The sequence below is a fragment of the Sphingomonas sp. GW821-FHT02B09 genome (assembly GCF_059421875.1).
On sequence record NZ_JBWKVV010000001.1, the window covers coordinates 1210743 to 1224941 of the forward strand.

Sequence of the window (14199 nt, forward strand, 5' to 3'; positions counted from 1 at the left end):
AACTTGAAACGAGAGTGACATGGCAAAGAAGATCACAGGTTACATCAACCTGCAGGTTCCTGCAGGCGACGCCAAGCCCGCCCCGCCGATCGGCCCGGCGCTGGGTCAGCGCGGCGTCAACATCATGGAATTCTGCAAGGCGTTCAACGCGCAGACGACCGACATGGACAAGGGCACGCCGCTGCCCACCAAGATCACCGTCTATGCCGACCGTTCGTTCAGCTTCGAGATCAAGACGCCGCCGGCGTCGTTCCTGATCAAGAAGGCCGCCGGCCTGAAGTCGGGTTCGAAGGAGCCGGGCAAGGTCGTCGCGGGCAAGATCGCGCGCAGCAAGCTGACCGAGATCGCCCAGACCAAGATGAAGGATCTGAACGCCAACGACATCGAGGCTGCGACCAAGATCATTGAAGGCTCCGCCCGCGCGATGGGCCTCGAAGTGACGGAGGGCTGAGATCATGGCCAAGCTGACCAAGAAGCAGAAGTCCAACGCCGTGAACCCTGAGACGCTGCACGGCGTCGACCAGGCGATCGCGCTGGCCAAGCAGAACGCCACCGCCAAGTTCGACGAGACCATCGAGGTCGCGCTGAACCTGGGCGTCGATCCGCGCCACGCCGACCAGATGGTCCGCGGCGTCGTGACGCTGCCCGCCGGCACCGGCAAGACCGTCCGCGTCGGCGTCTTTGCCCGCGGCGCCAAGGCCGAGGAGGCTCTGGCCGCCGGTGCCGACGTCGTCGGTGCGGAAGACCTGATGGAGACGATCCAGGGTGGCACGATCGATTTCGATCGCTGCATCGCGACCCCGGACATGATGGGCGTCGTCGGTCGCCTCGGCAAGGTGCTCGGGCCCAAGGGCCTGATGCCGAACCCGAAGCTCGGCACCGTGACGATGAACGTCGCCGAAGCGGTCAAGGCCGCCAAGGGTGGTCAGGTCGAGTATCGCGTCGAAAAGGCCGGCATCATCCACTCGGGGATCGGCAAGGCGTCGTTCACGCAGGAAGACCTGCGTCGCAACTTCGACGCGCTGGTCGACGCCGTGGTGCGTGCCAAGCCGTCGGGCGCCAAGGGCAAGTATGTCCGCAAGGTCGCCGTCAGCTCGACGATGGGCCCGGGCATCCGCGTCGACACCACCGAGGTCGCAGGCGCCTGAGCCTTTCGCGCCACGCGAATACGAAAAGGGCCGGGAGCAATCCCGGCCCTTTTTGTTTGGGCGGGTAGGTATCCAGATTGCTTGGTCGGCCCGGACTGGATCTAGGTGGGATCGACATTCATTGGCGCGGTGACTTCGCACATTCAATCCGTCACCCCGGACTTGATCCGGGGTCCCGCTATCGACCCCAAGGTTGCCGAGCAGGAAGAAGCGGGACCCCGGGTCAAGCCCGGGGTGACGGAAGTGCAAACAAACGTATGTACCCCTTCGCCGGGGTACAGCCTTGACGGGTATCGGGCCGACTTTCGGCAAAGCCTCGAATGAGCCTTGAGAAAGCGATCCGCCTTACTCGGGAAAATCCGCCCCCAGCGCCTGCTCGCGCAGGCCCTCGATCTCCGCGAGCCGCTCCTTGAGCTTGGCGGTCACCGCCGCGAAGCCAAACTTGCCGAGCACCAGATGGCGCGGCGGCGTGGCCGCCTCAGCGGCGGCGATGATCGCCTCGCCTGCCCGTACCGGGTCGCCGGCCTGTTCGCCGCTGATCTGCTTGGTCGATTCCATCCGCTTGCCCGCGGTTTCGGCATAATCCGCGATCCGCACCGGCGTCTGCTGCAGCGACCGGCCGGCCCAATCGGTGCGGAACGGCCCCGGCTCGACGCAGGTCACCGCGATGCCGAGCGGCCCGACCTCCGCGGCGAGACTGTCCGACCAGCCCTCCACGGCATGTTTGGACGCGGCATAATAGCCCGATCCCGGAAAGCCGATCAGCCCGGCGACCGAAGTGAAGTTGATGACGTGACCGGCCCGCTGCGCGCGCATGCCGGGCAGCACCGCGCGGGTCAGCGCGAACAGGCCGAAGACGTTGGTGTCGAATTGCGCGCGGATCGCCGCCTCCTCGCCTTCCTCGACGCTCGCCTGATAGCCGTAACCGGCATTGTTCACGAGCACGTCGATACGCCCGAACTGCTCCTGCGCCGCCGCGACCGCCGCACGCACCTGCCCGGCGTCGTTGACGTCGAGCGCGAGCGCCAGCGCGCGATCCTCGGCGCCCTCAACCAGATCGGCGACCCGCGCCGCATCGCGCGCGGTAACGACGACGCGCCAGCCACGATCGAGGACGAGACGCGCGAGATCGCGGCCGAAGCCGGTGGAACAGCCGGTGATGAACCAGACGGGGGAGGATGGCAGCGTCATGATCGGAAAGCCTTGGAGCAAGGGAAAGGATCGAACATCGGCAATGCCGCAGCCCGGTCCCGGTTCCTCGCCGCGATCAGTTTCCGGCGGCGCTTCCCGTCGCATCGGCCCCGCCCGCCAGCGCCGCGCCCACTGCTGCGAATGGCCGCGACAGCACCGACCCGACCTCCTGCGCCGCGAACAGCGCCGCGGCACCGACCGCCGCGATCAGCACGACGAACTGGAATGCCGAGGCGAAGCGCCGGCTCTGCGCCTCGCGCTCGGCAGCCGGCACGCGGCGGACCGCGCGGCGGTCGTCGTCGCCCGCATCGCTCCGCTGCGGCTTGTGCGCCGGCGGCTGGGCGGTGACGATACCCTGGATATCGATCGGGTCCTGCGTCCGCACCCCGAAGAAGGCGCCCTTCTGCCAGACCACGCGGCCGACGACGATATGATGGATGCGGCGGATCTCGATCACCGTTCCCGGCCGGCAGACTGGGCTGGACGATGCGAGCAGGCCGCGTGACGACATGTTGTGGATGACCACGTCGGTCCAGTCGGCGCCGGCGCGCATCCGGGCGCGGACCATCACCTTCACCCGCGGTTCCCGCGTCTTCATCGCTGGGACCGATGAATCGGAAAGGAGGCGGACGCGGGCATGAGCGTCGTTGTGCCCCCGAAACCTTAAACGTCCGTAATCGACAAATCCGTTTTCGACCAAGACGGTGCCGCGCCCGACCGGGGCGCGGCACCCGACGGATCACAGGCCGATGATGCCGCCGTCGCTCTTGGTGATGACGATCGTCGCCGAGCGCGGCCGGCCGCTGCCGGTGCCGCTCGCCTGGCTCTGCGGCCAGTTGCTGGTGAGGTTCGACGGGCCGCCGCCCTCGCCGGGATGCTGGATGTTGACGAAGATCGAACGGCCGTCGGGCGTCGAATCGATGCCGGTGATCTCGCATTCCTTCGGCCCGACCAGGAAGCGCTTGAGCGCGGTCCCCGGCGCCTTGCCGATCCGGGTGGTCTGCGACGCGGTCTGGCCGCCGAGGCTGTTGGTGAAGGTGCGCGTGCCGCCGTCGCCGACCGTCCCCGGGATCGCGGCGAGCAGCATGCAATTGGTCACGTCGGTATAGGCGCCGTCGTCGGTCTCGATCCACAGCAGCGGCGTGCCCTGCCCCGCGACGTTGCTCGGCCGCGCGAACCACAGGCCGTCCGGCGAGGAGAAATCGTTGGTGGCATCGAGGTTGGACAGGTTGATGTTCGCCGGGTTGAGATCGCTGCCCGCGCCGAAGGCATAGATGTCCCAGGCGAAGGTCAGCGCCTCGCTGCTGTCGCCGGTCTCGCGCAGGCGGATGACATGGCCGTTGGGATTGCCGTTGCTCGCCCCTCCTGTGGTCTTGGGGTCGCTATAGGCGCGCGGGTTGGCGGCATCGGTGGTGGCGACGGTGCGGGACGAATTGTTGGTCAGCGTCAGATACATCTCGCCGGTCACCGGATTGACCGCGGTCCATTCCGGCCGGTCCATCCTCGTCGCGCCGAGCGCGTCGCCGGCCAGCCGGGCGTGGGTCAGCACGTCAGCCTGATCGGCGAAGGCATAAGCGCTGTTGGCGCCGGTCAGCGGCCCCTGGCCGAACACCAGCGGCAACCACTGGCCGCTGCCGTCGGCGTTGAACTTGCCGACGTAGAGCGTGCCGGTGTCGAGATATTTGTCGCCGATCGCGAGCCGGTTGGTCGCGCTCGCATCCGCCGCCGACCAGGTCGCCGACGAGACGAACTTGTAGACATATTCGTTCTGCGCGTCGTCGCCCATGTAGAAAGCGGGGCGCACGCCGGCGATCGTCCGGCCAATCACGCAACCTTCGTGGTTCATGCGGCCGAGCGCGGTGCGCTTGCGCGGCGTCGAGGCGGGATCGAACGGGTCGATCTCGACCACCCAGCCATATTGGTTGGGCTCGTTGCGGAAGTCGCCGGTGCCGTTGGCGGCCTTGGTCGCGTCGACCGTGGCGTTGAACTTGGCGATGCGGGTGTCGCCGGCCGCCGGCGCGGCGGCGGTCGCCCAATTGTAGTTACCCGCCTTCAGCGCGTCGTTGCTGCCGGTGTTGAGTCCGTAGCGGCTGAACGCGACGACCGATTTGGCGCCGAGTGCGGCGGTGCGACGGGCGTTGTCGCCGGCCTCGCGGCGGAAATAGCCGGCCCAATTCTCTTCGTTGGTCAAATAGGTGTTCCACGGCATCGTGCCGTTGGCGCAATTGTTGATCGTGCCGCGCGCCGCGACGCCGGTCGGCGAGTAAGCGGTGAACAGCAGCGCACTGCCCTTCACGGGACCGGAGACGTCCATCGGCGTGAACGGGGTGATGCGGCGGTTGAGGCTGCTGCTGTTGACGTAGCTCCAGCCGCTGGTGCCGCGGTTGATCTCGATTACGCTGACGCCGTGCGCCTCGATCTCCTTGAGCACCTCGGCGGTCGGACGGACGCCGCCCGTGGTCGTCGGCCCGTTGGGATGCAGATAGCTTTGCGTGATATTCTCGTGGTTGAGCACGAGCAGGCCGCGGCTGCTGTTGGTCGGATCGGGCGCGGTGCCGGTCGCGGCGAGGCCGAAGAAGCTCATGCCGTCGTGATGGTCGCCGGCGCGTGCCGAGAAGTTCGTGTCGCTGCCGTCGTTGGCATAGGCACCGACGCTGCCGTTGATCGGATCGCCCAGCCGGTAGAGCACGGTGACCTGATAGCCCGACGGCACCGCAACGACGTCGGCGAGGCTCTTCGGCACCGCGGTGAAGTCGAGCGTCGCGGGCGCGACGGTGACGGTCGTGTCGGCGATCGAGCGGATGCCGTCGGTCGAGGTGCTGGTGAACTGGAAGGCGAGCGGCGTCGCGGCGGTCACTGCCGGTGCGGTGAAGCTGGCGGTCCCGCTCGTCGCGTTGGTAAGGCTGACGATCGGGCCGCTGATCTGCGTCCATGCGGTCGAGGCGGACTTGCCGCTGGTCACCGTGCCGGTGAGCGTCACGGTCTTCCCGGCCGAGGTGGTGATCGCGCCGCCGGCGGTGACCGTGGTCGCGCGCCGCTCGTCATCCTGATCGCAGCCGGCGAGCATGCCGGCGCCGAACACCGCCGCGGTCATCGCCGAGATGCCGCCGCGCAACGTCTGGCGGCGCGAATAGCGGCTGGCGATCAGTTCGCCGATATGCGGATTGGCGCTGACGTTGGTGTCGATGTCGCCATCGTCATAGCCGATGGTGGACAGGCTCTGGATCGTCATGATGGTTCCCCCGCTGCGCGGCGAACTGCCGCTATGCCGCTGTCTTTGGCCGCGAAAAGCGGCAGCGGGGTTGCAGCGGGGTGACGGGAAGATGAAGTTCAGATGACGCGAAGATGACAACCCGAACTCCTCCCCCGCCAGGGGGAGGTGGCGCGGCGAAGCGGTGACGGAGGGGGAGGACACGGAACAGACGTGTCGCTTACCTCCCCCTCCGTCATGCCTGCGGCATGCCACCTCCCCCTGGCGGGGGAGGAATTTCTGCCCAACTCCCGCACGTCGAACCACCGGCGGGTGGAGCGATGCCGGACGAGTCTTGACTCCGCCCCGCATTCCACTAGAGGCACGCGCTTGCCGGTGGGTTCGCCCGTCGCGCATCCGTCCAAGACAGCAGGTGCCGTGGATTTGCCGCGGCTTAATGTCCTGCCGAGACGGGGACAGGATTTTGACGATCGGTTCGCCTCGCTGCGCGCCGGTCTGCCGCCCTTCACGGGTGCCTTCCCCATCGATGGACAACCCCGGCGGGGTTTTCCCCCTCCGGTTTGTAACCGGGAGGGTCGCTTCGTGCGGCACTCTCAAAACGTGGAGAATGGCATGGATCGTGCTCAAAAGGCCGCGGCCGTTGCCGAGCTGAATCGCACCTTTTCCGAAGTCGGCGTGGTAGTCGTTACCCGCAACAACGGAATGACGGTTGCCCAGTCCACCCGACTGCGCAACGCGATGCGTGATGCCGGCGCGACCTACAAGGTCTCGAAGAACAAGCTTGCCAAGATCGCACTCGATGGCACCGATTACGGCTCTGTGGGCGACCTGCTCACCGGTCCGGTCGGCCTCGCCACCTCGATCGACCCCGTCGCCGCAGCCAAGGTTGCGGTCGAATTCGCGAAGACGAACGACAAGTTCGAAATCGTCGGCGGTGCGATGGGTGCGACCTCTCTCGACGTTGCCGGCGTGCAAGCGCTCGCCACCCTGCCCTCGCTGGATGAACTCCGGGCGAAGATCGTCGGCCTCATCGTTGCCCCGGCAACGAAGCTCGCGACCATCACCCAGGCTCCCGCGGCGCAGATCGCGCGCGTGCTGTCGGCCTACGCCGAGAAGGAAGCCGCCTGAATTTCAGGCGCTTGCTGACAAGCGAATTTTCAACTGACACTTGGGGCCGTCGGCCCCGACATATGAAGGAAATATCATGGCAGACCTGAACGCGCTGGTTGACCAGCTGAGCGAACTGACCGTCCTCGAGGCCGCCGAGCTCTCGAAGCTGCTCGAAGAGAAGTGGGGCGTTTCGGCCGCCGCTGCGGTTGCGGCGCCTGCCGCCGGCGGCGCCGGTGCAGCGGCTCCGGCCGCCGAAGAGAAGACCGAGTTCGACGTGATCCTCACCGGCGACGGTGGCAAGAAGATCAACGTCATCAAGGAAGTCCGCGCCATCACCGGTCTCGGCCTGACCGAAGCCAAGGCGCTCGTCGAAGGCGCGCCGAAGGCCGTCAAGGAAGGCGTGAGCAAGGACGAGGCCGAGAAGGTCAAGAAGCAGCTCGAAGACGCCGGCGCGACCGTCGAGCTCAAGTAAGCCGCAGCGGAGGGTCGGCCAGCACGCTGGGCGCCCCTCCGCAAGGCCCGGCCGGTCTCCGGTCGGCCAGCGACAGGATCAGGGCGGCCCCCGCAAGGAGGCCGCCCTTTTTCGTATCCGCGCCCGTTGCGGTCAGCCGCGTCGGCGCGCCCGCCATGCGCCCGTACCGATCCCGTGCACCGCCCCCTCGCCGGCATGCGCCGCGTCGATCGCCGCGTTGAGCTTCATCAGATCGGCCTGCGCCGACAGCGACTTGATCGTGCCGACGACGCCGGCGAGTTGCGTCATCATCTCCTGCACCTCCGCGGTTTTGGCCTCGAGCGCCGACTGGAAGCGCTGCTGCTCGTCGAGCCGCTCGGCGACGGCACGGTCGAGCCGCACCTGCCGCGAGACGTCGCTGGCGATCGCAACGATGCGCAACGGCCGCCCCGTCGCATCGGACACCGGCGTATAGCTCGCCTGCAGCCAGCATTCCTCGCCGTCGCGGGCGCGCCAGCAGTGGACGCCGCTGTCGATCTCGCCGCCGGCCATCCGTGCCCAGAAGGCGGCATAGCCGGTCGACGCCACATAGCCGGGGTCGCAGAAGCTGCGATGATGCCGCCCGACGACATCCTCCAGCCGATAGCCGGTCAGCGCGAGGAACCGCTCGTTCGCATGCAGCACCACGCCGTCGGGTGAGAATTCAACCACCGCCTGGCTGCGGTCGAGCGCCGCGAGCCGCGCGCTGCGCTCGGCATCGCTGCGCCGGCGATCGGTGACGTCGGTGGCGACCTTGACGAAACCGCAGACCGCGCCGTCGTCGTCGGTCAGCGGATCGTAAGCGGCATGCAGGCGGACCTCGCGGCCGTCCTTGGTGATGCGCGTGCATTCGCCCGAGACCGCGCGGCCGCGTTCCAGATCATGCCACAGCCGCCGATAGCCCGGCGACGCCAGTTCCTGCGCCGAGCAGAATACGCGGTGATGCAAACCCTGCATCTCCGCCAGGCCATAGCCCATCGTCGTGCAGAACCGCTCGCTCGCCCAGATGACGTGACCGACATGGTCGAACTGGACGACGTTGGTCGCACGGCACACCGCTGCCCAGATCTCGGCACCATGACGTTCGGCAGCCATATATTCTCCTGGCCCGTAATCGGACCAAAGTGGACACGCCGTCAGCCGTTACCCGCTCCCGACCATTATGCAACCCGCGCGAATCATCGTTCCACCGCAACCGCATAGGGACGAACGCCGAGCGCGTCGTACATCCGGGCGGGCTGGTCGAACCAGAACGGGACCAGTTTGGCGGAATCGACGCGCTCGACGCCGACCGCGAAGGCCGCTGCGCTCTGCCCCTCGCTGCCGCCCGCATCGTAGAGCAGATTGACCGCCACGACCGGCACGAACATCGCCCGCCCCCCGGCTTCCAGCGGCCGGATCTCGGTGCGCGGGAGTGCGGCAACGATCCGCACCCGCCGCATCTCGCCCGGCGCGAGCGCGAACGGCGGCACCGCGGTACGGCCAACCGGCGCAGCGAATACCGCCGCCACGTCGCCCTCCTGCCCCGGACCGGCGCCGGTCAGCGCGACGCCGACGCGGATCGCCGTCGCGGGCACGGTGCCGAGGTTGCGCACCTCCAGCTCCGCTTCGACGGTGGCGCTGAGCAGGTTGAGCCCGGCGCGGCGCGGGTGCAGCGCCAGCGTCAGCCGTGCGCGGTCGACCGGCGGCTCGGGCGCGAGCATCGCCGGCTGCGGCGCTGCCGGTGCCGGCACCGGCACAGGTGCCGGGGGGCGCGGGCGAGGCGTCGGCTCGGCGACCGCGACCTGCGCAGGCCGCTCGCTCGCCCGGCCCCGCAACAGCCACCAGCCGGCTGCAGCGGCGATCGCCAGCAGCGCCGCCCCGCCCAGCCACCACCCCGTAGCGGACTCCGACGAAGGCGTCGCCGCATCGACGGGGACGGCCGATGGCGTCGCGACCGGAACCGGAGTCGGCGCGCTCGTTGCGATCGGTGATGGCTCGGCCGCCGGCGTCGGCGCTACCGTCACCGGCGTCGCGCTGGGAGCAGGCGTCGGCGTCGGCGTCGGCGTCGGGCTCGGCGTCGGCGTGGCGCGTGGCGTCGGCGTGGCGGTCGGGCGCGGCGTGGGACGCGCGGCGGGGGTTGCGGTCGCCCGCGGCGTCGGCGTCACCACCGGCGCCGGGCTCGGCTGCGGCGCTGGCGTCGGCTGCGGGATCGGGGTCTGCTGCGACGGCGTCAGGCTGAAATTGTCCAGCCCCGGAATCGTCTGCGGCGCGGTCGTGTTCGACGTCTGCGCCACGCCGGGAGCCGCAGCCGCGCCCGCCACCAAAAGGGCGACCGCGCTGAGCCGCGCGCCCCGCTTCATGTTCATGTACCCTGATCTCACCCAAAACGCTTGCGCGTTCCTTAGTGAACGGTTCACGACCGCCACCCTCGCTGCGACGAACCGCCCCGGTACGACGACGGGGCGAAGCCATGCGATGCCCGAAGGTTGGATACACCCCCTTTGACAGCGTCCACACCTGCGCCTATATCCGCGTTTCACCACAGCTTTCGGGACATGATGCGCCGTCGCGCAGTGCATCGTACGGATAGAGGGTTCTGGTTCATAGACGCCGAAGGCCGACGCACTGCGATGCGCTCGGCTTTTTTGCGTCGCACCTCGCGTCCCGCTCCGGGGGTTCCCGGGCACGATATTCCGGCCGACGCCCGTTTCCGACGGGCCGGCCACGACTGAGGGCATAACACCATGGCCAGCAAGGCGATCCAGGGCAGCACCGCGAAGCGGCGCATCCGCAAGATCTTCGGGGACATCCACGAAGTCATCCAGATGCCGAACCTGATCGAGGTTCAGCGCGAGAGCTACGAGCAGTTCCTCCGTTCGGACAAGAGCACCGGCCACGTGTCGGGTCTCGAAAAGACGCTGCGCAGCGTCTTCCCGATCCAGGATTTCGCCGGCACCGCCTATCTCGATTTCGACGACTATGTTCTCGAGCCGCCGAAGTTCGACGTCGAGGAATGCCGCCAGCGTGGCATCACCTATGCCGCGCCGATGCGCGTCACCCTGCGCCTCACTGCGTTCGAGGTCGATCCGGATACCGAGGCCAAGTCGGTCATCGATATCAAGGAGCAGGACGTCTACATGGGCGACATGCCGCTCATGACTGAGAACGGCACCTTCTTCATCAACGGCACCGAGCGCGTCATCGTCAGCCAGATGCACCGGTCGCCGGGCGTGCTGTTCGATCACGACCGCGGCAAGACCCATGCCTCGGGCAAGTATCTCTTCGCCGCGCGCGTCATTCCCTATCGCGGCTCGTGGCTCGACTTCGAGTTCGACGCCAAGGACATCGTCAACGTTCGTATCGACCGCAAGCGCAAGCTGCCAGTGACGGCGCTGCTCTATGCGCTCGGCATGACCAGCGAGGACATCCTCAATTATTTCTACAACCGCGTCACCTATGTGCGCGGCCAGGGCGGCTGGATCATCCCGTTCGCGCCGGAGAACTGGCGTGGCGTCAAGCCGCTGTTCGACATCGTCGACGCCTCGTCGGGAGAGGTCGTGTTCGCCGCGCAGCAGAAGATCAGCCCGCGTGCCGCCAACAAGGCGGCCAAGGACGGCCTCACCCAGCTGCTGATCCCGACCGAAGAGATCTTCGGCCGCTACTCGGCCTATGACCTCATCAACGAGACGACGGGCGAGATCTACGTCGAGGCCGGCGACGAGATCGGCGCCGAGAATCTCGAGGCGCTCGACAAGGCGGGCATCGACACGATCGAGCTGCTCGACATCGACCATGTCTCGACCGGTGCGTGGATCCGCAACACGCTCAAGGCCGACAAGGCCGAAGAGCGCGAGCAGGCGCTCAGCGACATCTATCGCGTCATGCGCCCCGGCGAGCCGCCGACGCTCGAGACCGCCGAAGCGCTGTTCGCCGGCCTGTTCTTCGATCCGGACCGCTACGACCTGTCGGCGGTGGGCCGCGTCAAGCTCAACATGCGCCTCGACCTCGACTGCCCGGATACGGTGACGACGCTGCGCAGCGAGGACATCCTCGCCGTCATCAAGACGCTGGTCGGCCTGAAGGACGGCAAGGGCGAGATCGACGACATCGACAACCTCGGCAACCGCCGCGTGCGGTCGGTCGGCGAGCTGCTCGAGAACCAGTATCGCGTCGGCCTGCTCCGCATGGAGCGCGCCGTGAAGGAGCGCATGTCCTCCGTCGACGTGTCGACGGTGATGCCGAACGACCTCATCAACGCCAAGCCGGCGGTCGCCGCGGTGCGCGAATTCTTCGGCTCGTCGCAGCTGTCGCAGTTCATGGACCAGACCAACCCGTTGTCCGAAGTGACGCACAAGCGTCGTGTTTCGGCGCTCGGGCCGGGCGGTCTGACGCGCGAGCGTGCGGGCTTCGAGGTCCGCGACGTTCACCCGACGCATTACGGCCGCATCTGCCCGATCGAGACGCCGGAAGGCCCGAACATCGGCCTGATCAACAGCCTCGCCTCGTTCAGCCGCGTCAACAAATACGGCTTCATCGAGACGCCGTACCGCAAGGTCGTCGACCACAAGGTCACCGACGACGTGGTGTATCTGTCGGCGATGGAAGAGGCCAAGCACACGATCGCGCAGGCCTCGGCAGAGCTGGGTCCGGACAAGGGCTTCACCGAGGAGCTGGTGTCGTCGCGTCAGGCGGGCGAGTTCCTGATGGCGCTCCCCGACAACGTCACGCTGATGGACGTCAGCCCCAAGCAGCTGGTGTCGGTCGCCGCGTCGCTCATTCCGTTCCTGGAAAACGATGACGCCAACCGCGCGCTGATGGGCTCGAACATGCAGCGTCAGGCCGTGCCGCTAGTGAAGGCGGAAGCGCCGTTCGTCGGTACCGGCATGGAAGAGACGGTCGCCCGTGACTCGGGCGCCGCGATCGCCGCCAAGCGCGCCGGCATCGTCGACCAGGTCGACGCCAGCCGCATCGTCGTGCGCGCCACCGGCGAGGTCGATTCGGCCAAGTCGGGCGTCGACATCTACACGCTGATGAAGTTCCAGCGCTCGAACCAGTCGACCTGCATCAACCAGCGTCCGCTGGTGAAGGTGGGCGACGTGGTCAACGCCGGTGACGTCATCGCCGACGGCCCGTCGACCGAGTTCGGCGAGCTGGCGCTGGGCCGCAACGCGCTCGTCGCGTTCATGCCCTGGAACGGCTACAACTATGAGGATTCGATCCTCATCAGCGAGCGGATCGTGAAGGACGATGTGTTCACGTCGATCCATATCGACGAGTTCGAGGTGATGGCCCGCGACACGAAGCTCGGGCCAGAGGACATCACGCGCGATATCCCCAACGTCGGCGAGGAAGCGCTGCGCAACCTCGACGAGGCGGGCATCGTCTATGTGGGCGCCGAGGTCGAGCCGGGTGACATCCTCGTCGGCAAGATCACGCCGAAGGGCGAGAGCCCGATGACGCCGGAAGAAAAGCTCCTCCGCGCCATCTTCGGCGAGAAGGCGTCTGACGTCCGCGACACCTCGCTGCGTCTGCCGCCGGGCGTTGCCGGCACGATCGTCGACGTCCGCGTCTTCAATCGTCACGGCATCGACAAGGACGAGCGCGCGATGGCGATCGAGCGCGAGGAGATCGAGCGCCTGAAGAAGGACTCGGACGACGAGCGCACCATCCTCAACCGCGCGACCTGGTCGCGTCTGCGCGAGATGCTGCTCGATCAGGTCGCCACGGCGGTGCCGAAGGGCTTGAAGAAGGGCGCGACGATCGACATGGACCTGCTCGACAGCGTCGACCGCCACGAATGGTGGAAGTTCGCGGTCGCCGACGACAAGGTCCAGGGCGATCTCGAAGCCGTCAAGCAGCAGTATGACGAAGCCGCCAAGCGGATCACGGACAAGTTCCACGATCGTCGCGAGAAGCTGGAGCGTGGCGACGAGCTGCCGCCCGGCGTGCTCAAGATGGTCAAGGTCTTCGTCGCGGTGAAGCGCAAGCTGCAGCCGGGCGACAAGATGGCCGGCCGTCACGGCAACAAGGGCGTCATCAGCCGCATCCTGCCGCAGGAGGACATGCCGTTTCTCGCCGACGGCACGCCGGTCGATCTGGTGCTCAACCCGCTGGGCGTGCCGTCGCGCATGAACGTCGGGCAGATCTTCGAAACGCATCTCGGCTGGGCCGCCCGTAATCTGGGTATGCAGGTCGCGACCGCGCTCGAGGATTGGCGCGAGGCCAACCCCGATGCCAAGGCGGGCGAGATGCCCGACGCGGTGCGGTCGCGTCTCGTGGAAGTCTATGGCGATCACTATGCCGAGGACATCCAGAGCCGCGAGCCCGAGGAGATCGTCGAGCTGGTCAAGAACATCCGGACCGGCATCCCGATGGGCACCCCGGTGTTCGACGGCGCCCGCGAGAGCGACGTGTCGGCGATGCTGGAGCTGGCGGGTCTCGACACGTCGGGCCAGTCGGAGCTGTTCGACGGCCGCACCGGCGACAAGTTCGACCGCAAGGTGACCGTCGGCATCATCTACATGCTGAAACTGCACCATCTCGTGGACGACAAGATCCACGCCCGGTCGATCGGGCCGTACAGCCTCGTCACCCAGCAGCCGCTGGGCGGCAAGGCGCAGTTCGGCGGCCAGCGCTTCGGTGAGATGGAGGTCTGGGCCTTGCAGGCATACGGCGCCGCCTACACCTTGCAGGAGATGCTGACGGTGAAGTCCGACGACGTCGTCGGCCGCACCAAGGTCTATGAGGCGATCGTTAAGGGCGACGACACGTTCGAGGCCGGCATCCCCGAGAGCTTCAACGTGCTCGTCAAGGAAATGCGCTCGCTGGGCCTCAACGTCGATCTCAAGACGATGCAGGACCAGGTCGACGAGGACGGCATCGCGATCGCCGCGGAGTGACCTCAAGTCCCCTCTCCCCCTGTGGGAGAGGGGCAAGCCGCGGAACGCGGCGCGGGGTGAGGGGCAGTGCGGCACGGCAGCCGCATCGCTTCCCCCTCACCTTCCCACTGCCTTCGGCAGCGGGCCCAGTGTTAGGTAAACAGCACCCCGTGCTGTTTAGTCTATGCT

The 14199-nt window shown here is 67.3% G+C and carries 10 protein-coding genes; 5 read left to right on the forward strand and 5 right to left on the reverse strand.

From position 1 onward, the window contains the following. Window positions 1-19: 19 nt before the first annotated feature. A complete protein-coding gene (gene rplK, locus AC07U4_RS05595) occupies window positions 20-451 on the forward strand; it encodes a 50S ribosomal protein L11 (protein ID WP_037530328.1) in 432 nt (143 codons plus the stop codon). A 4-nt stretch (window positions 452-455) separates the two neighbouring features. Continuing rightward, entirely contained in the window at window positions 456-1148 is a 693-nt protein-coding gene (gene rplA / locus AC07U4_RS05600) for a 50S ribosomal protein L1 (RefSeq protein WP_137898387.1), read from the forward strand. A gap of 345 nt (window positions 1149-1493) precedes the next feature. Here rplA and AC07U4_RS05605 read toward each other — a convergent pair whose 3' ends face one another. From AC07U4_RS05605 to AC07U4_RS05615, 3 genes are all read right to left on the reverse strand, one after another. Continuing rightward, window positions 1494-2339, reverse strand: coding sequence for an oxidoreductase (locus tag AC07U4_RS05605; RefSeq protein WP_495194710.1), 846 nt, complete (start codon window positions 2337-2339; stop codon window positions 1494-1496). A 76-nt stretch (window positions 2340-2415) separates the two neighbouring features. Next, window positions 2416-2937 (reverse strand): PilZ domain-containing protein, encoded by a 522-nt coding sequence (locus tag AC07U4_RS05610; RefSeq protein WP_052075532.1) that lies wholly within the window; start codon window positions 2935-2937, stop codon window positions 2416-2418. A gap of 141 nt (window positions 2938-3078) precedes the next feature. Next, the gene (locus AC07U4_RS05615) at window positions 3079-5571 is read right to left on the reverse strand and encodes a PhoX family protein (RefSeq protein ID WP_495179828.1); all 2493 of its coding nucleotides are present in this window, start codon (window positions 5569-5571) and stop codon (window positions 3079-3081) included. A gap of 591 nt (window positions 5572-6162) precedes the next feature. Between AC07U4_RS05615 and rplJ the strand changes: the two genes are divergently transcribed. After that, window positions 6163-6678 (forward strand): 50S ribosomal protein L10, encoded by a 516-nt coding sequence (gene rplJ, locus AC07U4_RS05620; RefSeq protein ID WP_037530318.1) that lies wholly within the window; start codon window positions 6163-6165, stop codon window positions 6676-6678. Window positions 6679-6754: 76 nt separating this feature from the next. Next, window positions 6755-7132 carry a 50S ribosomal protein L7/L12 gene (gene rplL / locus AC07U4_RS05625; protein WP_038660769.1) on the forward strand — a complete coding sequence of 126 codons (378 nt, stop codon included), beginning with the start codon at window positions 6755-6757 and terminating at the stop codon, window positions 7130-7132. Between the two features lie 132 nt (window positions 7133-7264). Here rplL and AC07U4_RS05630 read toward each other — a convergent pair whose 3' ends face one another. Both AC07U4_RS05630 and AC07U4_RS05635 read right to left on the reverse strand, forming a co-directional pair. After that, window positions 7265-8245, reverse strand: coding sequence for a PAS domain-containing protein (locus tag AC07U4_RS05630; RefSeq protein ID WP_495194711.1), 981 nt, complete (start codon window positions 8243-8245; stop codon window positions 7265-7267). Window positions 8246-8328: 83 nt separating this feature from the next. Beyond that, the gene (locus AC07U4_RS05635; protein ID WP_495194712.1) at window positions 8329-9498 is read right to left on the reverse strand and encodes a hypothetical protein; all 1170 of its coding nucleotides are present in this window, start codon (window positions 9496-9498) and stop codon (window positions 8329-8331) included. Between the two features lie 378 nt (window positions 9499-9876). Between AC07U4_RS05635 and rpoB the strand changes: the two genes are divergently transcribed. Beyond that, on the forward strand, window positions 9877-14031 hold the full coding sequence (gene rpoB / locus AC07U4_RS05640) for a DNA-directed RNA polymerase subunit beta (RefSeq protein ID WP_038660772.1): 4155 nt from the start codon (window positions 9877-9879) through the stop codon (window positions 14029-14031). The last annotated feature ends 168 nt before the right edge of the window (window positions 14032-14199 follow it).